Source organism: Streptomyces sp. NPDC038213, assembly GCF_055600495.1.
The window spans coordinates 118,415-139,269 of sequence record NZ_JBVJYM010000021.1; the positions used below are offsets into that span (position 1 = coordinate 118,415).

The window sequence follows — 20,855 nt, forward strand, 5'->3', positions numbered from 1 at the left end:
CGAGGTCAGCGCACACTATCCAGCCGTGCAGGGGGAGTTCGGCGCCCCGACACGCACGGCGGGCGGGATATCAGCCCTCCGAGGCCTCGGCGAAGGCCTGGGAGAGCTCGGGGGATCCGGTCATCGCCCAGGAGATGCCCGAGTCGACCACGTTGAGCTCCCGGCCCGAGGCCAGCCTGATCACGGGCTGCCCGCTGGGCCACACGTGCCAGGCGGCCCCGGGGACGGCGCGGATGACCACCGTGCCCAGGTACAGCCCGGCGTCGTTGCCCAGCCAGGGGGCGGCCTCCGGGTCGCGGCGCCAGCGGGGCATCAGCTGGTCGAGGGCCTCCAACGAGCCCGGGGTCTCGTCCAGTTCGAGTCCGGCGGCGCCGGCCTGGGCCCGCAGCAGCTCGCATTCGGCGAACAGCTCGGCGATGCCCTCCGGGTCGTCCGCCAGGGCGGTGGCCAGCCCGGCCGCGTGCCCCGCCGCATGACGCCTGCGCCAGTTGTCCAGGAAGGGGATGTGCATCCGGTCAGCCTCGCATCCGTATTCGCCCGGACGGCTCAGGCGCGCCTGAGCCGTGTCCTGCCGCTGCGCCCCGCCGCCGCGCTCCCTACACGTCGAGGTCGACCACGACCGGTGCGTGGTCGGAGGCGCCCTTGCCCTTGCGCTCGTCGCGGTCCACGTACGCGTCCGTGACGGCCTTCACGAAGGGCCCGTTGCCGTACACCAGGTCGATGCGCATCCCCTTGTTCTTCGGGAAGGCGAGCATCCGGTAGTCCCAGAAGGTGTACGGGCGGTCGTACTTGAGGGCCCGGGGCAGTACGTCGCTCAGGCCCGCGGCCCGCAGCGCCGCCAGGGCGTCCCGCTCGGCGGGGGTCACGTGCGTCGCGCCCTCGAAGACGGCGGGGTCGTAGACGTCCTCGTCGGTCGGGGCCACGTTGAAGTCGCCGAGGACGGCGAACGGGCGCCCGCCCGCCGCGTCTTGGGCCACCGCGGCCGTCAGGGCCTTGAACCAGTCGAGCTTGTAGCCGTAGTGGTCGTGCTCGACCTCGCGGCCGTTGGGCACGTACACCGACCAGACGCGGACCCCGCCGCAGGTCGCGGAGATGGCCCGGGGCTCCTGCACGCCCTCGTAGTCGGGCCCGCCGGGCAGGCCCGTGACCACGTCGCGCAGGCCCACCTTGGAGAGCAGGGCGACCCCGTTCCACCGGCCGGTGGCGTGGACCGCCGACTCGTAGCCGAGCTCCATCAGCTCCGCGTGCGGGAACTGCTCGGCGGAGCACTTGGTCTCCTGGATGCAGAGCACGTCCGTGCCGGTGCCCTCCAGCCAGGCCAGCAGGCGGGGCAGCCGGGCGGTGATCGAGTTGACGTTCCACGTGGCGATGCGCATGTCCCCAACCTACCGCCCGGGTCCGACAGTCACAGGCCGGTCGCGTCCCCCGCGGCGAGCCGGGTGTGGCCGGCCTGCGGGGCCAGTCCGCCGATCACCTTGTCGTAGACCGGGCGGGCCAGGTCGGACAGGTAGGCGTCGTGGATGTCGACGGCCTGCCGGGGCGCCACCTCGCGGAGGTAGTCGACCACCTCGGCGACCTTGTTCCAGGGGGCGTGCACGGGGAGCATCAGGGTGTCCACGGGCCGGCCGGGCACGGTCAGGGCGTCGCCGGGGTGGAAGAGGGAGCCGTCCACGAGGAAGCCCACGTTCGTGACCTGCGGCAGGTCGGGGTGGATCACCGCGTGCAGTTCGCCGTGGACCTCCACCTCGAAGCCCGCCGCGGTGAAGGTGTCCCCGTTGCCCACGGTGTGGACCCGGCCCGGGTAGGCCGCGGACAGCTTCCCGGCCACGCTGCGCAGGGTCCACAGCCGGGCCGCCGGATTGGCGTCGAGCGCGGCCCGCAGCCGGCCCTCGTCGAAGTGGTCGGGGTGCTCGTGGGTGACCAGAAGGGCTTCGGCGCCCAGCCCGGCGTCCGGCTCGCTGAACGCGCCCGGGTCGATCACGAGGGTCCGGCCGTCCTTCTCCACCTGGACGCAGGAGTGCAGCTTCTTCGTCAGCTTCAGGGTCATGGGGCCAGGCTAGCCGTGCGGGGGGCCGTCTCAGGGGGTGGCGGTGGAGACCACGTACACGCGCGGCTTCTGCGGGTCGGTCATGTCCACCGTGACGTCCTGGGTGGGCCGCGGGTCGGGCTGGTCGTGGGTCAGGCCGACCCAGGTGCGGGCCGGGTCCCAGGTCCAGCCGGCCACCTCGGAGTCCCGGGTGCCGATGCTGACCCCGGGCCGCAGGTCCGCCTCCCCGGAGCCGATGGCCTTGAGGAAGATGCGCAGGTCGACGGGGTTGGTGGTGAACTGCACGTACAGCCGGCTGGTGCGCCAGTTGTTGGTCTCGTAGAAGCCCACGCCCGTGGACCAGTCGGGGACGGGGACCTCGTAGATGCTGCGCTGGACCCGGGAGGGCCAGCCCGCGCGGACCTGGTGGGCGCCGACCTTGGCCGCCTTGTCGCGGCCGCTCTCGCGGCTCTGCTCGGCGGACACCGCGAGGTAGCCCGCGGGGATCCCGATGAGCAGCACGATGATCACCGCGGTCAGCCAGCGGCGGCGGACCACGTGGCGGCGGTCCTCGGCGGGCGGGCCGGAGGGGTGTCCGGCGTCGCTGCCGCCGGGTGCGGGGGCCTGGCGGGGCAGGGTGGGGTTCACGCGTCGTCCTCCGGCTTGCGCGGCTCGCCCGCGGTGAAGCCGCTCCAGCGGCGGCCGGCCTGCGCGTAGCGCTCGTAGCGCTCCACGCGGCGCCGGTTGGCGCGCCGGAAGCGGCGGGCGACCAGGCGGGCCAGGTCGGCGGCGCCGACCATCCCGGCCTCGGGGCCGAGCTGGGCCTTGGCGATCCGGGCCTCGGGGCGGTAGCCGCGGCCGGTCAGGTGGCGGCGGAAGGCGTCGCGGGCGGGGCCGATCAGCAGGTCGTCGGCGGCGCTGACGCCGCCGCCGATGACGAAGCAGGAGGGGTCGAGGGCCGCGGCGAGGTTGGCGATGCCCACGCCGAGCCACTGGCCGATGTCCTGGAGCAGCTCGACGCACATGGCGTCGCCCTCGCGGGCCAGCTCGGTGATGAGCGGTCCGGTGATCTCCGGGATGTTGCCCTGGACCCGGTCGATGATCCCGTACGCCACCGGGGAGTCCGCGGCGGCCAGCTCGCGGGCCTCGCGGACCAGGGCGTTGCCCGAGCTGTACTGCTCCCAGCAGCCGCGGTTGCCGCAGGGGCAGCGGTGCCCGCCGGGGACGACCTGCATGTGCCCGAACTCGCCGGCGACCCCGAACTTGCCCCGCTTGACCTGGCCGTCCTCCAGGATGGCCCCGCCGATGCCGGTGCCGAGGGTGATCATCACCAGGTGGTCCTCGCCGCGGCCGGCGCCGAAGCGCCACTCGGCCCAGGCGGCGGTGTTGGCGTCGTTGTCCACCATGACGGGGACGGCGAGGCGGGACTGGAGGGCGTCGCGCAGGGGCTCGTCGCGCCAGGCCAGGTGGGGGGCGAAGAGCACGCGGGAGCGGTTGGCGTCCACCCAGCCGGCCGCGCCGATGCCGACGGCGTGCACGTCGTGCCGGTCGGAGAGGTCGAGGACCAGCTCGGCGATGGTGTCCTCGACGACCTTCGGGCTCTTGGACTTGTCGGGGGTCTCGGTGCGCAGCTTCTCCAGGATGGTGCCGTCGGCGTCCACGACCCCGGCCATGACCTTGGTGCCGCCGATGTCGATGCCGACGGTCGGCACCCGGGGGGCGGTCAGGTGGGAGCGCCGCTCGCGGGTCCCGACGGTCCGCAGGACGGTGCCGCGCGCCGCGCCGCGGTGGGCGAGGGCGAAGTCCCGGTACGTGCTGCTCATCGAGTCCTGGTGTCCCTCGGTAGGTGGTCGTCGCGGCCGGTGGCCCCTTCCGATTCTGCCACCCGCGCCAGCTCGTGGCTGAGCTCCTCCAGCTCGGAGCCGCCCGCCATCTGGCGGGTCAGCTCGTCGAGGGTGACGGAGTCGCGGGTGTGACTGCCCGCCATCGTGCCGCGCTTGAGGAGGACGAAGCGGTCCCCGACCAGGTGGGCGTGGTGCGGGTTGTGCGTGATGAGGACCACTCCGAGGCCCGCGTCGCGGGCGGCTGCGACGTACTTCAGGACCACCCCGGACTGTTTGACGCCGAGGGCGGCCGTGGGCTCGTCGAGGACGAGGACCTTCGCGCCGAAGTGGACGGCGCGGGCGATGGCCACGCACTGGCGCTCGCCCCCGGAGAGGGTGCCGATGGGCTGGTCCACGTCCCGCAGGTCGATGCCCATGCGCAGCAGCTCGGCGCGGGTGGTCTGGCGCATCAGGGCGGTGTCGAGGCGGCGCAGGGGGCCGCGGCCGCGGGTGGGCTCGGAGCCGAGGAAGAAGTTCCGCCAGACCGGCATGAGGGGGACCACGGCGAGGTCCTGGTAGACGGTGGCGATCCCGCGGTCGAGGGCGGCCCGGGGGTTGGCGAGGACGGTCTCCTCGCCCTCGATGCGGAAGCTGCCGGAGTCGTGCCGGTGCAGCCCCGCGATGATCTTGATGAGGGTGGACTTGCCGGCGCCGTTGTCGCCGAGGACGCAGGTGATCTCCCCTGCGGAGACCTCCAGGGAGACCCCTTCGAGGGCCCGGATGTTCCCGTAGTACTTGCTGATGCCGTCGAGCTCGACCAGGGCCGTCACGCGATCGCCTCCGCCCGCTTGCGCACCCACGCGTTGAGCAGGGTCGCGACCAGGAGCATCGCTCCGAGGAAGAATTTGAACCAGTCCGGGTTCCACTGCGCGTAGACGATGCCGTTGCTCGTCATGCCGAAGATGAAGGCGCCGACCGCCGAGCCGACGGCGGAGCCGTAGCCGCCGGTCATCAGGCAGCCGCCGATGACGGCCGCGATGATGTACAGGAACTCGTTGCCGACGCCCTCGCCGGACTGGACCACGTCGTACGAGAAGAGGATGTGCTGCCCGGAGATCCAGGCGCACAGGGCGACGCCCATGTAGAGCCCGATGCGGGTCTTGACCACGGGCACGCCGACCGCGCGGGCCGCGTCGGCACCGCCGCCCACCGCGAAGATCCAGTTCCCGGCGCGGGTGCGCAGCAGGATCCAGGTGGCGAGGGCGACCAGGGCGAGCCACCACAGGATGGTGACCTTGAGCGTGACCGGGCCGATGGTCCACTGGGAGGCGAAGAGGGCGCGGGCGGAGGGGAAGCCCTCCATGTCGCCGATGCCCTTGGTGGAGACCGTGCCGGTGATCAGCTTGGTGAAGCCCAGGTTCAGGCCGGTCAGCATCAGGAAGGTGCCGAGCGTGATGATGAAGCTGGGCAGCTTCGTACGGGTCAGCATGAACCCGTTGAAGAAGCCGAGGGCCAGGGTGACCAGCAGGGACACGCCGACGCCCACCCACACGTTGGCCGTCATCTGGTAGCTGAACATCGAGGAGACCAGCGCCGAGCTGGTGACCATGACCCCGGCGGACAGGTCGAACTCCCCGCCGATCATCAGCAGGGCCACCGGCACCGCCATGATCCCGATGGTGGAGGCCGAGTACAGGATGGTGCTGAGGCTGCTGGCCTGCAGGAAGCTGTCGGCGGCGAAGGAGAAGAAGACGAACACGGCCGCGGCGCCGGCCACCGCGCCGAGCTCGGGCCGGCCGAGCAGCCGGCGCAGCAGCGTCCGCGGGACGAGCCGCTCGTCGGCGGCGGTCCTCACGGGCGGCGGGGCGGGCGCGGGGGCCGGGGCGGGGGCGCTCACCGGCTGCCCCGCTTGATGAACTCCTCGAGCTTCGCCGCGTCCTCGCGGCCGACGATCTGGGGGCCGGTGAGCACGGGGCGGCCGCCGCCGAGCACGTCGGCGTTGTAGCGGTAGAGCCACAGCAGGTCCACGGCCTCGTAGCCCTGGAGGAAGGGCTGCTGGTCCACGGCGAAGCCGAGGGTGCCGTCCTGGAGGTCGGCCGCGACCTGGGCGTTCAGGTCGAAGGTGTCGATCTCGGCCCTGCTGCCGGCCGACTCCTTGGCCTTGACGGCGGTGGGGGCGAAGGGGGCGCCGAGGGTGACGACCGCGTCGACGGCCGGGTCGGACTGGAGCTTGGCCTGGAGGGCGGCCTGGACGGAGGGCATGTTGGTGCCCTCGACGTACAGGTTCTCCAAGGTGCCGCCGAAGGCCTTCTTCGCCCCGGCGCAGCGCTGCTCGTGGCCCACGTTGCCCTGCTCGTGCAGGACGCACACGGCCTTCTTCTTCCCGCGGCGGGTCAGCTCGGCGCCGACGGCCTCGCCGGCGATCTCCTCGTCCTGCCCGATGTGGGTCAGGGCCCCGTACGCCTTGGACTGGGCGGAGCCCGAGTTCACGGTGACCACGGGGATCCCGGCCTTTACGGCCTTGGCGATGACGTCCTTGAGCGCCTCGGGCTTCGCGAGGCTGACGATGATGCCGTCGGCCTTCTGGTCGATGGCGTTCTGGACGTACTGGGCCTGCTGCTGGGCCTGGTCGTCGTGGGCGTAGGTGAAGTTGATGTTGTCCTTCGCCGCGGCCTCCTTGGCGCCCTTCTGGACGATGTCCCAGAAGGTGTCGCCGTCTCCCGCGTGCGTGACCATGGCGAAGGTCCAGCGGGGGGTGGACACGGCGGCGCGCCCCTGGGCGGCGGCCTCGCGGGCCCGGTCCTCGGCCCGCTTGCCGCCCGTACTGCTGCACCCTGCCAGGGATGCCCCCAGTACCGCCGCGAGCAGTACGCCCGTCCAGCGCACTGCCCCTGTCCGAACCCTAGCCACGTCTGCGCGCCCTTCCCCTGCTCCGAGTCGGCACCGGCGGGCCGCTGCCCTGCCGGTGTTCCGGCCGATCCGCCGGTGTTCCAGTCAATCCGGTCAAACCGTTTCCAGCCGCCCAAGTATCCGCCACCCGGTCCTGTACGCCGAACCGGGGGATGTCCCGGAAAACACCCGATAGCCCGAAATGATTGACACGGGCCCCCCGCGGGGCGACGTTGAACCCATGCGTATCGGGCTCATCGGGACGGGCCGGATCGGTTCGTTCCACGCCACCGCGCTCAGCAGGCACCCCGAGGCGGGCTCCCTGCTGCTGGCCGACGCCGACCCGGCCCGGGCGCTGGCCCTGGCCCAGCGGCTGGGGGCGACGGCCGCGCCGAGCGTGGACGCGGTCTTCAGCTGGGGCGTGGACGCCGTGGTGGTCTCCTGTGCGACCGCCGGGCACCGGGAGATGATCACGCGGGCGGTGCGGGCGGGGCTGCCGGTGTTCTGCGAGAAGCCGGTGGCTCCCGACCTGGCGGGCACCCTGGCGGCCCTGGACGAGGTGGCAGCCGCGGGCGGGGTGCTCCAGCTGGGCTTCATGCGGCGCTTCGACGCGGGCTACCGCACGGCCAGGGAGCTGGTCCGCTCGGGGGCGCTGGGCCGGCTGCACACCGTACGGACCACGACCGCGGACCCGGCGCCGCCGCCCGCCGGGTACCTGCCGGGCTCGGGCGGGCTCTTCCGGGACTGCCTCGTGCACGATTTCGACATGGTGCGGTGGGTGACCGGGCGGGAGGTGCGGGAGGTGTTCGCGGCCGGCTCGGACGCCGGGCCGCCGGCCTTCCGCGAGGCGGGGGACGCGGACACCGGGGCCGCGCTCCTGACCCTCGACGGCGGGGTGCTGGCCTCCTGCACGGGCACGCGGTGCAACGGCGCCGGTTACGACGTGCGCATGGAGCTCGCCGGGGAGCTGGACCAGGTCTCCTCGGGGCTGGACGACCGGACGCCGATCGCCTCCACCGAGCCGCAGGGGCCGCCGCCGGCGGACAAGCCGTACACCGGCTTCCTGGACCGGTTCGCCGCGGCGTACGAGGCGGAGCTCGACGCCTTCGTGAAGCTGGTCCGGGGCGAGGGCCCCAATCCGTGCGACGGGCGGGAGGGTCTGGAGGCGCTGCGGATCGCGGAGGCCTGCGAGCTGTCCCTCCGGGAGCGCCGGCCGGTGCCCCTGGCGGAGGTGCCGGCCGGCGCCCGCTGAGGCCGCCGGGGCGGGGCGGACCGCCGGGCGGCCGGCCGCTCCCGGTCCCTTCCCCGCCGCCGTACGGCCCGCCACCGCCGGGCTACCAGCGCACCGGGAGCCGCTTCACCCCGCGGATCAGCGAGGCGGTGATCCACTCGTACGGTTCGCCCTCCCCGGCCTCCTCGAGGTCGGGGAAGCGCTCCAGCAGGGCCCGGACCGCGATCCGGGCCTCCATGCGGGCCAGCGGGGCGCCGAGGCAGAAGTGGATGCCGTGCCCGAGGGCCAGGTGGCCCTGGGGGGCGCGGCGGATGTCGAAGGTGTCGGGCTCGGGGTAGCGCTGCGGGTCCCGGCTGCTGGCGGCCAGGGAGACGAGCACCGGCTCGCCGCGGGAGATCCGTACGCCGCCGATCTCCACGTCCTCGTGGGCGAAGCGGAAGGTGGCGTTCTCCACCGGCCCGTCGTAGCGGAGCATCTCCTCCACCGCCCCGTCGAGGAGTCCGTCGGGGTCGGCGCGCAGGGCGGCGAGCTGGTCGGGGTGGGCGAGGAGGGCGCGGACGCCGTTGGCGATCAGGTTGACGGTGGTCTCGTGCCCGGCGACGAGCAGCAGGAAGGCCATGCCGATGAGCTCGTCGCGGTCGAGGCGGTCCCCGTCCTCCTCGGTCCGGATGAGGGCGCTGAGCAGGTCCTCGCCGCCCGCCTCCCGCTTGCGCGCGATCAGGACGGCGAGGTAGGCCGCCATGTCCTGGAGGGCCTTGAGCTCGCTCTCCGGGGTGGCGGGGGCCAGGATCTCGTTCGACATCAGCCGGAAGGGCTCGCGGTCCAGGTCCGGCACGCCCAGCAGCTCGCAGATGACGGTCATGGGCAGCGGGAAGGCGAAGGCGGAGACCAGGTCGCCGCGGCGGGCCGGATCGGCCTCCATGGCGTCGAGGAGCCCGGCGGTGACCTCCTCGACGCGCCCGCGCATGGCCTCGATGCGGCGCGAGGTGAACTCGCGGGCGACGAGCTTGCGCAGCCGGGTGTGGTCCGGCGGGTCCATCTCCAGCATGTTCCGGTTGACCTCGCTGGCACTGACGGTGCCGGCGTAGCGCTCGTGCACGCGCCAGTCCTTGCCGAGCGCCGGGTGCGCGAGGGCCTGGCGGGCCTCCTCGTACCCGACGACCAGCCAGATGTCGTCGCCGTTCGCGTCCTGGACCCGGTGGACGGGTCCGGCCTCGCGCATCGTGCGGTAGTGCGGATACGGATCCTCGTTGAAGTCCTCGGCGTATCCGGTGATGTCCATCAGCGGCATCGCGGGCCACCCCTTCCCCCGTAGCGATCCCGCCAGCCTACGGCCGCACTTCGTACACGGGGTCGAATTCCGGACAGGGTTCCCGGCCTGCGGGCGGGGGGTCAGATGCCGTGGGCCGCGGCGCTGCGGCGCCCCCATGCGGTGCCGGCCAGGACGAGGGCGGCGCCCGCGAACCCGGCGGCGCCCAGGTGCTCCCCGCCGATGGCCACACCGGCCGCGGCGGCCCACAGGGGCTCGGTGCCCAGCAGGAGGCTCACCCGGGACGGGGAGGTCCGGCGCACGGCCCAGACCTGCACGAAGAAGGCGAAAAGCGTGCAGAGGACCGACAGGAAGACCAGCCCGGCCCACTGGGCGGGACCGAAGTCCGCCGCGACGCTCCACGGGGTGGCGCCGCCGCGCAGCGCGTCCGGGACGGCCAGCACGGCGAACACGGCCACGGCCGCGCCGAGCTGCACGGTGGTCAGCGGCAGCGCGTCCACGCCCTGGAGCGAGCGCATCCGGGCGGTCAGCAGCACGTTGGCGGTACGGGCCACCGCGGCCAGCAGGATCAGCAGGTCGCCCGTGGAAGGGGCGGTGAAACCGGCGCTCTGGGTCAGCAGCACCACGCCCGCCACCGAGACCCCCGCGGCGGCCAGGAAGGAGGCGGGCGGGCGGACCCGGCGCAGGGCGGCCTCGGCGAGCGGGGTGAAGATCATGGTCAGGCTGATGATCAGCCCGGCGTTGGTGGCCGAGGTGTGGACCACCCCGTAGGTCTCCAGCAGGAAGATCACGCCCAGTACCAGTCCGAGCAGCCCGGCCCCCCGCCACTGGGCCGGGGTCAGCTCCCGCAGCCCCCGCCGGCCGACGGCGACCAGCACCGGCAGCACCAGGGCGAAGCGCAGGACGAGCACGGCGAGGACGGTGTGCGCGAGGGTGATGCCCTTGGCGGCCAGGTAGCTGCCGCCCCAGAAGACGGCGACGAGCAGCACGGGCAGGTCGGCGGCCCAGGCGCGGCGGGGCGTGCGGACGGGGGCGGGGGCGGCGGGGGCGGCGAGCGGGGTCAAGCGGGTCTCCCACAGCAGGTGGCGGGTGGAGGCTTCGGCGGCTCGCACGGGAGCGGTCACGCTACCCGAGCCCCCCCGGGCCGGTCGAGGCGGTTTCACGGTGCGGGCAGGGGCGGGCGCAGGGGCGCGCGGGCCGGTCGCGGCGGGGGCCCGGCCGGGGGTCCGGCGGGGGCCCGGCCGGGGGTCCGGCGGGGGCCCGGCCGGGGGTCCGGCGGGGGCCCGGCCGGGCGGAACTCCCGTCGGATTCCCGCCAGCGTCGGCAGGAGGGCGCGCGTTTCATTGAACCCGCAACCAAATGGTGCTTCCGGAGGAGGAGTTCATGTACGGCAAGGCGGTCCTGGTCACCGGCGGCAGCCGCGGCATCGGCGCGGCGACGGCCCTGCGGCTGGCGGGCGAGGGGGCGGACGTGGCGGTGACCTACCGCGACGGCGGGGAGGGCGCCCGGGAGGTGGTGCGGGCCGTGGAGGCCCTCGGGCGCCGGGGCCTGGCCCTGCGGGCCGACGCGGCCGACCCCGCTGCCGCGCCGGCGGCCGTGGACCGGGCCGCGGAGGCCTTCGGGCGGCTCGACGTCCTGGTCAACAACGCCGGGATCGGGGTGCTCGGGCCGCTGGAGGAGCTCACCGACGAGCAGGTGGACCGGGTCCTCGCGGTCAACGTGCGCGCGGTGTTCCTCGCCTCCCGGGCGGCCGCCGCCCGGCTCGGGGAGGGCGGGCGGATCATCACCATCGGCAGCTGCACGGCCGGCCGGGTGTCCGGGCCGGGCGGCACGCTGTACGCGATGAGCAAGGCGGCCCTGTCGGGGCTGACCAGGGCGCTGGCCCGCGAGCTGGGCGGGCGCGGCATCACGGCGAACGTGGTCCACCCGGGGCCCGTGGACACCGACATGAACCCGGCGGACGGCCCGCTCGCGGCCGGGCAGGTGGCGCTGACCGCACTGGGCCGGTTCGGGACGGCCGCGGAGGTGGCGGCCATGGTGGCCTTCCTCGCGGGCGGGGACGGGGCGTTCGTGACCGGCGCCGAGTTCGCGGTGGACGGCGGGCACGCGGCGTAGGGCGGGGCGCACCACGGCGCCGGGGCGGGCCCCGCACCCCGCACCCCGCACCCCGCACCCCGCACCCCGCAAGCACAGTGGGACGTACCGGCGCTGTCTTCCGGTACGTCCCACGGGTCCCGCGGGGCGCGCCGGCGCTGTCTTCCGGCACGTCCCCTGGGTCACGGGCGGGTGTCGCTCCGCCCGAGTCTCGTCACGCCGAACGGGCTCAGCCGTTCAGCTCCTGGTGGCGGGCGGTCAGGGCCGCCGCGCCGGTCTCCGTCAGCGAGCCGTACAGCCGCAGGCGGGAGAAGCCGCCGTCCGGGAAGATGTCGATCCGGACGTGGGTGCCGACCGCCGGGGCGTCCAGCACGAAGCGGTGGTTGGTGTCGGGCTGCAGGCGGGTGCGCGGCAGGAACTCCCGCCACTCGCCCTCCTCGCCGGTCTTCACCGAGAGCGAGGCCCAGCCCGCGGAGTTGCCCTTGAGGTACGCGGTGTCGATCTCGACGGCGCGGATCTCGGACTCGGCGACGAGCTGGTAGCGGATCCAGTCGTTGCCGTTGTCGCGGCGGCGGGCGGTCTCCCAGCCGTCGTCCATCTTGCGGGAGCGGCCCGGGTTGATGGTGTTGGTCGGCGGCGAGTAGAAGCGGTTGGACGCGTCCTGGACGGATCCGCCGTTCTCCAGGGCCACCACGTCGAAGGAGCCGAGGGCGGCGAGCCACTGCGGGTCCGGGAGGACCTCGCCGTAGACGCGCAGGCGGGCGATGCCGCCGTCGGGGTGCTGGTTGACGCGCAGGTGCGTGAAGCGCTGCTCGGCGCTCACCTCGAAGCCGTTGGCCGCGTGGCCGCCGACCGGGGTGCGCGGGACGAGGACCGTCCACTTCACGTCGGCGCCGAGGAGCTCCTCGGGGGTGGGCGCGAGGGCGCCCTCCCAGTTGGTGCCCTCGACGGACACGGCCTGCGGCATGTTGCCGCGGAAGTGGGCGGTGTCGACGACGATGCCGCGGATCACGCCGGGGGCGCCGAGGCGGACGAGCGCCCAGTCGTGGTCCTCGGCGGTGGGCCAGGGCTGCTCGGCGGAGACACCGCGGCGGCGGCGGGTCTCCCAGCCGTCCATGACCTTGCCCTTGTGGCCGAAGTCCTCGGGGTCGAAGTGCGCGGCCTCGGAGATGAGCAGGTTCTCGCGCTGGGCGAAGAACTCGTCGTTGGCCTCGATGACTCCGGCGCCCAGCTCACGGGCGGCGAGGTTCGCGTACTGGGTGAACGGGAACTCCGCGGTGCGGTAGTCCGCGTACGGGTCGCCGCCTCCGTACGGGTTCGCGTTGCCGGTGAAGGAAGGGATCGCCACTGTCAGTTCTGCCTTTCAAGGAGGAGGCCCGTGGGCTCGGACGGGGTGCCGTGGTCGGCGATCTGCACACCGCGCAGCCAGGTGGACTTCACGACGCCGTGCAGGGTCTTGCCCGCGTACGCCGTGACCTGGTTGCGGTGGTGGAGCTCGGCCGGGTCCACGGTGAAGGTCTCTTCGGGGGCGAGGACGGCGAAGTCGGCGTCGCGGCCGGCCTCGATGGCGCCCTTCTGGGCGAGGCCCGCGAGCCGGGCGGGGGCCTCGGACATCCAGCGGACCACGTCCTCCAGGCTGCGGCCCCGCTTGCGCGCCTCGGTCCAGATGGCGGGCAGGCCCAGCTGGAGGGAGGAGATGCCGCCCCAGGCGGTGGCGAAGTCGGCCGTCTTGAGGTCGGTGGTGGAGGGCGAGTGGTCGGAGACGATGCAGTCGATCGTCCCGTCGGCCAGCGCCTCCCACAGCAGGTCCTGGTTCGAGGCCTCGCGGATGGGCGGGCAGCACTTGAACTCGCTGGCGCCGTCCGGCACTTCCTCGGCGGTGAGGGTGAGGTAGTGCGGGCAGGACTCGACGGTGATGCGGACGCCCTCGGCCCGGGCGGCGGCGATGAGCGGCAGCGCGTCGCTGGAGGACAGGTGCAGGACGTGCACGCGGGCGCCCAGCCGCTTGGCCTGCGCGATCAGGTTGCCGATCGCGGTGTTCTCGGCGTCGCGGGGGCGCGAGGCGAGGAAGTCGGCGTACTTGGGGCCGGGGACGACGGGCGCGGCGTCCAGGTGGTGGGGGTCCTCGGCGTGGACGATCATCAGGCCGCCGAAGCCGGTGATCTCGGCCAGCGAGGCGGCGAGCTGCTCCTGGTCCAGGTGCGGGAACTCGTCCACGCCGGAGGGCGACAGGAAGCACTTGAAGCCGAAGACGCCGGCGTCGTGCAGCGGGCGCAGGTCCTTGACGTTGTCGGGCAGGGCGCCGCCCCAGAAGCCGACGTCCACGTGCGCCTTGGCGCGGGCCACGTCCTGCTTGACCGTCAGGTTGTCGACCGTGGTGGTCGGCGGCAGGGAGTTGAGGGGCATGTCGAGGAGGGTGGTGATACCGCCCGCCGCGGCGGCGCGGGTGGCCGTCCAGAAGCCCTCCCACTCGGTGCGGCCCGGGTCGTTGACGTGCACGTGGGTGTCGACGAGGCCGGGGAGCAGGACGTCGTCGCCGAAGTCCTCCAGCCGGGCCCCGGCGGGTACCTCGGCCTCGTACGGCAGCACCGCCGCGATCTTCCCGCCGGCGACGGCGACCGAGGCCGCGCGCGTCCCCCCGGGGGTGATGACGCGCGTCGAGCGCAGTACCAGTTCCACTGCCGTGTCGGACACCCGGAACCTCCCCATCTACTTCCACAGAGCGAAATTCAACGTTCTGTTGACGGAGTCTTCCCCCCGATCCGGAGCCAGTCAAGAGCCACCGGACGGTCACCCGAGCGGGGCGGGTCGCACTTGGACGTTTCCACAGAATGGAATTAGTATTTCGCCATTCAGAACGTAGGTACCACCACCAGGGACCCGCCGACCGGACCGCCGGGCCCCTCGCCCACCCGGACAAACCGGCTCTGACCGGCGGGTACGGCCTCACCCTGAGGCTAGGGCGGGCCAGCACCGCCGGGTAGGCTGCTGCCTTGCCTGCCAGCACCGAAAGGACCGCGCCGTGCCGACGTCCAGCGCCAGCACCACCGACGCTTCCGCCAAATCCCCCGCCGCCAGCGGTGGCGTCCAGTCCCTCGAGCGCGCCTTCGATCTGCTCGAACGGATGGCGGACGCCGGGGGCGAGGTCGGCCTGAGCGAGCTCTCCGCCGCGAGCGGGCTCCCGCTGCCCACCATCCACCGTCTCATGCGCACGCTCGTCGCGTGCGGGTACGTGCGCCAGCAGGCCAACCGGCGCTACTCGCTCGGCCCCCGCCTGATCCGCCTCGGCGAGTCCGCCTCCCGCCTGCTGGGCACCTGGGCCCGCCCCTACCTGGCGCGGCTGGTCGAGGAGACCGGCGAGACGGCGAACATGGCCCTGCTCGACGGGGACGAGATCGTCTACGTGGCCCAGGTGCCGTCCAAGCACTCCATGCGCATGTTCACCGAGGTCGGCCGCCGGGTGCTGCCGCACTCCACCGGCGTGGGCAAGGCGCTGCTGGCCTACACCCCCGCGGAGGAGGTGCGCGCGCTGCTCGCCCGTACCGGGATGCCCGCCGCCACGGAGAAGACGATCACCACGCCCGAGGGCTTCCTCGACGCCCTCGACCAGGTCCGCAAGGCGGGCTACGCGGTGGACGACAACGAGCAGGAGATAGGAGTCCGCTGCCTCGCCGTCTCCGTGCCGAACTCCCCGACCCCGGCCGCCATCTCCATCTCCGGCCCGGCCGGGCGGGTCACCGAGGCCGCGACCGAGACCATCGTGCCGGTCCTCCAGGGGATCGCCGCGGAGCTCTCCGTGGCCCTGGCGAACCAGAACCCGGCGTGACGCCCGGGCCGTCCTAGGCGGCCGCGGGGCAGGCCAGGCGGCCGTCGGTCATGGTGACCGTGCGGTCGGCCCGGTCCAGGTGGGAGCGGTCGTGGGTGACCAGCACGGTGGCCGTGGACCGCTCCCGGGTCAGCCGGGCCAGCAGGTCGAGCACGGCGGCGCCCCGCTCGTGGTCGAGGGCGCTGGTCGGCTCGTCCACCAGCAGGACCGCCGGCTCGTTCACCAGGGCCCGCGCGATGTTCACCCGCTGGCGCTGGCCGCCCGAGAGCTGGTGCGGACGCCGGTCCGCGAGCCCGGCCAGGCCCACCGCCTCCAGCAGCTCCGCCGCCCGGCGGCGCAGCCGCGCCGGGGGCCGGCCCGCCAGGTGCCCCATGACCTGGAGCTGTTCTGCGCAGGTCAGGGAGGGCAGCAGGTTCGGCTGCTGGAAGACGGTGCCGATGTGCTCGCGGCGCAGCGCCGCCCTCCCCGCGGCCGACAGCCGGCCGGTGTCCCGGCCCGCCACCAGCACCCGGCCGGAGTCCGGGGAGACGAGCGTGGCCGCCACGGCGAGCAGACTGGACTTGCCCGAGCCCGAGGGGCCGACCACCGCGGTGAGGGTGCCCGCGGGCACCTCCAGGTCGACGGAGTCGAGGGCGGTCAGCCGGCCCTCGCCGTCGGGGTAGGTGAGCGTGACGTCGTGCAGGGACAGGGTCATCGGGCGCTCCCGAGGGCGGTGAGGGGGTCGACGGCGGTGATCTTCCGGACGGCCAGGGCGGCCCCGAGCGCCCCGAGGAGCACCATGACGAGGGCGGGGACGAGCACGGTGGCCGCGTCCAGGACGAAGGGCACGTCCCCGCCGCCGATCAGCGCGCCGAGCCCGGCGGCGAGCGCCGTCCCGAGCCCGGTGCCGGCCGCCAGCACCACCACGGCCTGGCCGAGCGCGTCGCGCAGCAGGTAGGGCGTGGAGGCGCCGAGGGCCTTGAGGACGGCGACGTCCCCGCTGCGCTGGATGGTCCACACCGTGAAGAAGGCCCCGACGACCAGGGCCGAGATGGCGAAGAGGAACCCGCGCATCAGCTGGAGGGATCCGTTCTCGGCGGCGTAGGAGCCGATCGCCTCCAGGGACCCGTCCCGGGTCAGCGTCCTCGTACCGGCGGCCCGGTCCCCCGCGGCCAGGTCGGCGGAGCCGGAGGTCCGCAGGGCGACGACGGTGGCCTGCGGGCCCGCGGGGTCGCCGGGGCCCGAGAGCCGCTGCCAGTCGGCGAGCGAGGTCCACACCACGGGGGTGTGGCTGTACGAGGCCCCGCCCGCGACGGCGGCGACGGTCGCCGGGAGGGTGCCGATGCGCACCGCGTCCCCGGCCCCGGCGCCGAGCTCCGCGGCGGCCGGTGCGGACAGGACCACCCGGCCCGCGCCGAGCGCGGCGCCCGGGACCTGCGGGGCCAGGCCGGACCCGGGGTCCGTGCCGAAGGCCGACACGGCGGCGGTGCGGTCCCCGGCGGAGGCGTTCAGGGTGCGGATGCCGAGGGGCTCGGCCGACTCCACCCCCGGCTGCCGGGACCAGGCCCGCCAGGCTGCCTCCGGCACCCGGGACTCGGTGAAGGACACCTCCCGGCCCCCGGCGGGGGCGGCGAAGGCCAGGTGGTCGGCGGGCAGGCCGGTGACGGCGGAGGTGTTCTCCCGCGCCAGTCCGGCGGTCAGCCCCGACAGCAGGCCCACGAGCAGCGTGACCAGCACCACGACGGTGCCCATCAGGGCGAAGCGGCCCCTGGCGAACCGCAGATCTCTCCATGCGACGAACATGTCCCCACCCTGGCTCCGGGCCCGGGCCGGGCGCATCGCGCCGGGGAACGGATCCCGGGATCGAAGGGTGCACGCCGACATCGAACTTTCGGTTGACCGTCGGGCCGGGGAGCCCGCATACGCTGGTCGGGCCATGGATCCCACCGCCGCCGCTCCCCCCGCCCCTGCCGCTCCCCCGCCCGCCGGCCGCCTGCTCACCCCCGTCTCGCGGGTGCTCCGGCTGTGCCTGCACGCGCTGCTGCTGGGCCTGCTCGCGCTGGCCGCCGTCCGCGCGCTGGCCGGGGACGGGCCGCGGGCGGGGGCGGTGGCGGCGACCGCCGCCGCGGCGGCCGCCGTGTACGCCGCCGGGGTGCGCAGCCCCGCCGTGCACCGCTCGCCGCGGGCCGCCGCGCTGTGGCTGGCGGCGCTGGGCGCGGTCTGGGCGGTGCTGCTGGTCCTGACGCCGGACGGGGTGTGGGCCGCCTTCCCGCTGTACTTCCTCCAGCTGCACCTGCTGCCGCTGCGCTGGGGCGTCGCGGCGGTCGCGGCCACCGCGTGCGCGGCGGCCGGCGGCTTCCTCGCGCACAGCACCTCCGCCGATCCGGGGGCCCTGCTCGGGCCGGTGCTCGGCGGGGCGGTGGCGGTGGCCACCGTCCTCGGCTACCAGGCCCTGTACCGGGAGAGCGAGCGGCGCCGCGAACTGATCGAGGAGCTGATCGCCACCCGGGCGGAGCTGGCCGCGGCCGAGCACGGCGCGGGGGTGCTGGCGGAGCGGGAGCGGCTGGCCCGGGAGATCCACGACACCCTGGCGCAGGGGCTGTCCTCGATCCAGCTGCTGCTGCGGGCCGCCGAGCGGTCCCTGCCGGCCGGCTCCCCCGCCGCGGAGCACATCGGCCGGGCCCGGCAGGCGGCCCAGGACAACCTGGCCGAGGCCCGCCGGTTCGTCCGGGCCCTGACCCCGCCGGACCTGGAGCACGGCTCGCTGGCGGCCGCCCTGGAGCGGCTGTGCACGGCGGCGCCGGGGCCGCGGGTGCGGTTCTCGCTCAGCGGCGGGCCCGCCGAGCTGCCGACCCCGTACGAGGTGGCGCTGCTGCGGATCGCGCAGTCGGCGCTCGCGAACGTGGTGCGGCACGCCGGGGCCCGGCGCGCCGAGATCACCCTGACCTTCATGGACTCCTCGGTGACCCTGGACGTCGTCGACGACGGCGCGGGCTTCGACCCGCTGTCGGCCCCGTCCGGCGGGGGCGGTTTCGGGCTGCCCGCGATGCGCTCGCGCGCGGAGTCGCTGGGCGGCACCTTCACCGTGGAGTCCGCACCGGGCCAGGGGACCGCCCTGGCCGTGACCCTGCCGCTGCCCGTGGAGGACGCGTGACCATCCGGCTGCTGCTGGCCGACGACCACCCGGTCGTCCGGGCGGGACTGCGCGCCGTGCTCGACACCGAGCCGGACTTCGAGGTGGTCGCGGAGGCCGCCACCGCCGAGCGGGCGGTGGAGCTGGCCGCGTCCGGGGAGGTGGCCGCGGACGTGGTGCTGATGGACCTGCAGTTCGGCGCGGGGATGCACGGTTCGCAGGCCGCGGCCGCCATCACGGCCCGGCCGGGCGCCCCCCGGGTGCTGGTGCTGACCACGTACGACACGGACGCCGACATCCTCGCGGCGGTGGAGGCCGGGGCCTCGGGCTACCTGCTCAAGGACGCCCCGCCGGAGGAGCTGGCGGCGGCGGTGCGCACGGCCGCCGCGGGCCAGTCCGCGCTGGCGCCGGCCGTGGCGCTGCGGCTGATGGACCGGATGCGGACCCCGGCGCAGGCGCTGACGAAGCGGGAGCTGGAGGTGCTGCAGCTGGTCGCGGACGGGCTGTCGAACCAGCAGATCAGCAAGGAGCTCTTCCTGAGCCAGGCCACGGTCAAGTCCCACCTGGTGCACATCTACGCCAAGCTCGGGGTGGACTCCCGTACCGCCGCGGTGGCGCGGGCCCGCTCCCGGCGCCTGATCCGCACGCTCTGATCCGGCCCGCTGCCTGATCCGCCCGCTGCGGCCGGCCGCCCCCGGGCCGGGCCCCGCCGCGGTCCGGAGGGGACGGCCTACGCCACCCAGTGCGGCCGTTCGACCGCCGGGGCGAGGGGGACCCCCTCGTGGAAGGCCGCGGCGAGGCGGCGCACGCCCTCCTCCAGGAGGGGGGCGGGGAGGGTGTACGGCAGGCGCATCCGGTGCTCGAAGGTGCCGGGGTCCACGCCGAAGCGGGCGCCGCGGCCGATGTGCACCCCGGCCTGCGCGGCCCGTTCCGCGAGCGCCGAGCTGACCGGCTCGCCCAGGTCCACCCAGAGGGACAGGCCGCCGGGCGGCAGCTGCCAGCGCCACTCCGGGGTGTGCCGCTCCAGGGCGGCGGCCAGGGCGGCCCGCCCCTCCCGGAGCCGGTCGAGGCGGGCCGGCAGGTCCTCTTCGAGGCGGTCCAGCAGGGTCAGGGCCGTGAGCTGGTCGAGGACCGATCCGGTCATGTCGGCGGCCACGCGGACCGCGGTGAGCTCGGTGACCAGGTCGGCGCCGGCCCGGATCCAGCCCACCCGCAGCCCGCCCCAGTGGGTCTTGCTGAGGGAGCCGATGGTGATCACGTGGTCGGCCCCGCCGCGGGGGGCGAGGGAGGCCAGCGGGGCGGGCGGCGGGACGTCGAGGGCGATGTCCGCGATGGTCTCGTCGACGATCAGCCGGGTGCCGGTGCTGCGGGCGGCGGCGAGCAGGCGCAGCCGGTCCCCGGGCGGCATGAGGGCGCCGGTGGGGTTGTGGAAGTCGGGGACCACGTACGCGGCGCGCGGGGCGGTCTGGCGCAGGGCGGACTCGGCGAGGTCCATGTCCCAGCCGTGCTCGGAGACGGCGACGGCCGCCGGGCGCAGCCCGGCCCGGCGGACGGCGTCGAGGGCGTTGGCGTAGGTCGGGTTCTCGGTGAGGACCCGGTCGCCGGTGCGGCAGAGCAGTCCGAGGACGAGGACGAGGGCCTGCTGGGCGCCCGCGGTGACGAGGATCTGCTCGGGCCGGGTGGGCAGGCCGCGGCGGGTGAAGCGGTCGGCGAGGGCGGCCCGCAGCTCGGGCAGCCCGCAGGGGTGGTAGCCGGGGGTGCGGGCGACGGCGGCGAGCCGGGGCAGGGCCCGCTCCAGGGCCTCTTCCAGGACGCCTTCGGGGGCGCCCATGGCGGCGATGGCCAGGTCTATGCCGCCGTCCGCGGCCGCCGGGGCGTGCACGCCGACGGGCCGGTGGCCCTCCGGGAGCTCGGTGAAGGTCCCCGAGCCGCGCCGGCTGCGGACGTAGCCGCTCCCGCGCAGCAGGTCGTACGCGGCGGTGACGGTGGCCCTGCTGGCACCGAGGGCCTCGGCGAGCTCGCGCTCCGCGGGGAGCCGGACGTGCAGGGGCAGCCGGCCGTCGAGGACCAGGGTGCGGACGGCCTCGGCGAGCCCGCGGTAGCCGGGGCGCGCGCGGACCCCGGGCGGCAGCAGTGCGGCCAGCTGCCTGCTGCCGACCGTCCTGTCCGCGGTGTGGACCACGCGCGCGCCTGCCATGCCAACCTCCCCCGATTGGCTCTGACGGCCAGGCCAATCCAGGGCCAGACTCCCCTTATTGGCCCCCGATTGGCAAGGGAGATCCCCATGTGGACCCGACAGACCCCCGCAGCGTACGCGGACCGGCCCCTGACCGACCGTGACGAGCGGGCGCTGCTGCGGGCCGCGGAGTCCCGGATCTGCGCCCCGCTCGCGCCGCTCGGCCTGCTGGCGGCGGTACGCCGGGCCGCAGGCGCCCTGCGCTCCCCGGGCCGGACGCAGCCGCCGCAGGCGGCTCCGGTACGGGGCTAGGCCCAATGTTGGTGACTTAAGTTCTGTCCTGCCGAGTGATGGTGACGGTGTCAGGTGCGGGTGGTGTCCCGTTGCGATGCTCGGCTCGTTTGAGCG

At 74.7% G+C, this 20,855-nt stretch carries 21 protein-coding genes; 6 read left to right on the forward strand and 15 right to left on the reverse strand.

The features are described from left to right. Window positions 1–70 precede the first annotated feature (70 nt). From ACZ7JZ_RS25425 to ACZ7JZ_RS25460, 8 genes are all read right to left on the reverse strand, one after another. Complete coding sequence (locus tag ACZ7JZ_RS25425) at window positions 71–511, reverse strand: DUF6278 family protein (RefSeq protein WP_470943137.1); 441 nt, start codon at window positions 509–511, stop codon at window positions 71–73. A gap of 85 nt (window positions 512–596) precedes the next feature. Next, window positions 597–1,376: an exodeoxyribonuclease III gene (locus ACZ7JZ_RS25430; RefSeq protein WP_470943138.1), complete on the reverse strand. Its 780-nt coding sequence runs from the start codon at window positions 1,374–1,376 to the stop codon at window positions 597–599. A gap of 29 nt (window positions 1,377–1,405) precedes the next feature. Continuing rightward, window positions 1,406–2,047: an MBL fold metallo-hydrolase gene (locus ACZ7JZ_RS25435; protein WP_470943139.1), complete on the reverse strand. Its 642-nt coding sequence runs from the start codon at window positions 2,045–2,047 to the stop codon at window positions 1,406–1,408. A gap of 30 nt (window positions 2,048–2,077) precedes the next feature. After that, entirely contained in the window at window positions 2,078–2,674 is a 597-nt protein-coding gene (locus ACZ7JZ_RS25440; protein WP_470943140.1) for a hypothetical protein, read from the reverse strand. Continuing rightward, window positions 2,671–3,849, reverse strand: coding sequence for an ROK family glucokinase (locus ACZ7JZ_RS25445; protein ID WP_470943141.1), 1,179 nt, complete (start codon window positions 3,847–3,849; stop codon window positions 2,671–2,673). Before ACZ7JZ_RS25445 ends, ACZ7JZ_RS25440 begins: the two co-directional genes overlap by 4 nt. After that, complete coding sequence (locus ACZ7JZ_RS25450) at window positions 3,846–4,709, reverse strand: ATP-binding cassette domain-containing protein (protein WP_470943142.1); 864 nt, start codon at window positions 4,707–4,709, stop codon at window positions 3,846–3,848. The genes ACZ7JZ_RS25445 and ACZ7JZ_RS25450 overlap by 4 nt, the downstream gene beginning before the upstream one ends. Then, window positions 4,676–5,704, reverse strand: coding sequence for an ABC transporter permease (locus ACZ7JZ_RS25455; RefSeq protein ID WP_470943175.1), 1,029 nt, complete (start codon window positions 5,702–5,704; stop codon window positions 4,676–4,678). The genes ACZ7JZ_RS25450 and ACZ7JZ_RS25455 overlap by 34 nt, the downstream gene beginning before the upstream one ends. Before the next feature lie 38 nt (window positions 5,705–5,742). Beyond that, window positions 5,743–6,759, reverse strand: a complete 1,017-nt coding sequence (locus ACZ7JZ_RS25460) for a sugar ABC transporter substrate-binding protein (protein ID WP_470943143.1) — start codon at window positions 6,757–6,759, stop codon at window positions 5,743–5,745. A 220-nt stretch (window positions 6,760–6,979) separates the two neighbouring features. Between ACZ7JZ_RS25460 and ACZ7JZ_RS25465 the strand changes: the two genes are divergently transcribed. Next, window positions 6,980–7,990, forward strand: a complete 1,011-nt coding sequence (locus tag ACZ7JZ_RS25465) for a Gfo/Idh/MocA family protein (protein ID WP_470943145.1) — start codon at window positions 6,980–6,982, stop codon at window positions 7,988–7,990. Window positions 7,991–8,072: 82 nt separating this feature from the next. Here ACZ7JZ_RS25465 and ACZ7JZ_RS25470 read toward each other — a convergent pair whose 3' ends face one another. Together ACZ7JZ_RS25470 and ACZ7JZ_RS25475 are read right to left on the reverse strand one after the other, a co-directional pair. Then, the gene (locus ACZ7JZ_RS25470) at window positions 8,073–9,260 is read right to left on the reverse strand and encodes a cytochrome P450 family protein (RefSeq protein WP_470943147.1); all 1,188 of its coding nucleotides are present in this window, start codon (window positions 9,258–9,260) and stop codon (window positions 8,073–8,075) included. A 101-nt stretch (window positions 9,261–9,361) separates the two neighbouring features. Continuing rightward, the gene (locus tag ACZ7JZ_RS25475) at window positions 9,362–10,303 is read right to left on the reverse strand and encodes a DMT family transporter (RefSeq protein WP_470943176.1); all 942 of its coding nucleotides are present in this window, start codon (window positions 10,301–10,303) and stop codon (window positions 9,362–9,364) included. Between the two features lie 295 nt (window positions 10,304–10,598). Between ACZ7JZ_RS25475 and ACZ7JZ_RS25480 the strand changes: the two genes are divergently transcribed. Then, window positions 10,599–11,354, forward strand: coding sequence for an SDR family NAD(P)-dependent oxidoreductase (locus ACZ7JZ_RS25480; RefSeq protein WP_470943148.1), 756 nt, complete (start codon window positions 10,599–10,601; stop codon window positions 11,352–11,354). A 208-nt stretch (window positions 11,355–11,562) separates the two neighbouring features. Here ACZ7JZ_RS25480 and alc read toward each other — a convergent pair whose 3' ends face one another. Continuing rightward, window positions 11,563–12,681: an allantoicase gene (gene alc / locus ACZ7JZ_RS25485; RefSeq protein ID WP_470943149.1), complete on the reverse strand. Its 1,119-nt coding sequence runs from the start codon at window positions 12,679–12,681 to the stop codon at window positions 11,563–11,565. A gap of 2 nt (window positions 12,682–12,683) precedes the next feature. Beyond that, complete coding sequence (gene allB, locus ACZ7JZ_RS25490; protein ID WP_470943150.1) at window positions 12,684–14,042, reverse strand: allantoinase AllB; 1,359 nt, start codon at window positions 14,040–14,042, stop codon at window positions 12,684–12,686. Between the two features lie 313 nt (window positions 14,043–14,355). On the opposite strand from allB, the gene ACZ7JZ_RS25495 reads away from it, so the two are divergent. Then, on the forward strand, window positions 14,356–15,159 hold the full coding sequence (locus tag ACZ7JZ_RS25495; RefSeq protein WP_470943152.1) for an IclR family transcriptional regulator: 804 nt from the start codon (window positions 14,356–14,358) through the stop codon (window positions 15,157–15,159). Between the two features lie 13 nt (window positions 15,160–15,172). Here the strand turns inward: ACZ7JZ_RS25495 and ACZ7JZ_RS25500 are convergent, their stop codons facing one another. Further along, on the reverse strand, window positions 15,173–15,853 hold the full coding sequence (locus ACZ7JZ_RS25500; protein ID WP_470943153.1) for an ABC transporter ATP-binding protein: 681 nt from the start codon (window positions 15,851–15,853) through the stop codon (window positions 15,173–15,175). Beyond that, the gene (locus ACZ7JZ_RS25505) at window positions 15,850–16,941 is read right to left on the reverse strand and encodes an ABC transporter permease (protein ID WP_470943154.1); all 1,092 of its coding nucleotides are present in this window, start codon (window positions 16,939–16,941) and stop codon (window positions 15,850–15,852) included. The genes ACZ7JZ_RS25500 and ACZ7JZ_RS25505 overlap by 4 nt, the downstream gene beginning before the upstream one ends. 133 nt (window positions 16,942–17,074) lie before the next feature. On the opposite strand from ACZ7JZ_RS25505, the gene ACZ7JZ_RS25510 reads away from it, so the two are divergent. Both ACZ7JZ_RS25510 and ACZ7JZ_RS25515 read left to right on the forward strand, forming a co-directional pair. Then, window positions 17,075–18,292 (forward strand): sensor histidine kinase, encoded by a 1,218-nt coding sequence (locus ACZ7JZ_RS25510; protein WP_470943155.1) that lies wholly within the window; start codon window positions 17,075–17,077, stop codon window positions 18,290–18,292. Continuing rightward, entirely contained in the window at window positions 18,289–18,924 is a 636-nt protein-coding gene (locus tag ACZ7JZ_RS25515) for a response regulator (protein WP_470943156.1), read from the forward strand. Before ACZ7JZ_RS25510 ends, ACZ7JZ_RS25515 begins: the two co-directional genes overlap by 4 nt. 77 nt (window positions 18,925–19,001) lie before the next feature. Here ACZ7JZ_RS25515 and yczR read toward each other — a convergent pair whose 3' ends face one another. Continuing rightward, entirely contained in the window at window positions 19,002–20,468 is a 1,467-nt protein-coding gene (yczR, locus tag ACZ7JZ_RS25520) for a MocR-like transcription factor YczR (protein ID WP_470943158.1), read from the reverse strand. An 87-nt stretch (window positions 20,469–20,555) separates the two neighbouring features. Here yczR and ACZ7JZ_RS25525 point away from each other — a divergent pair, with 87 nt between their 5' ends. Then, window positions 20,556–20,759, forward strand: a complete 204-nt coding sequence (locus tag ACZ7JZ_RS25525; protein WP_470943159.1) for a hypothetical protein — start codon at window positions 20,556–20,558, stop codon at window positions 20,757–20,759. Window positions 20,760–20,855: the final 96 nt, after the last annotated feature.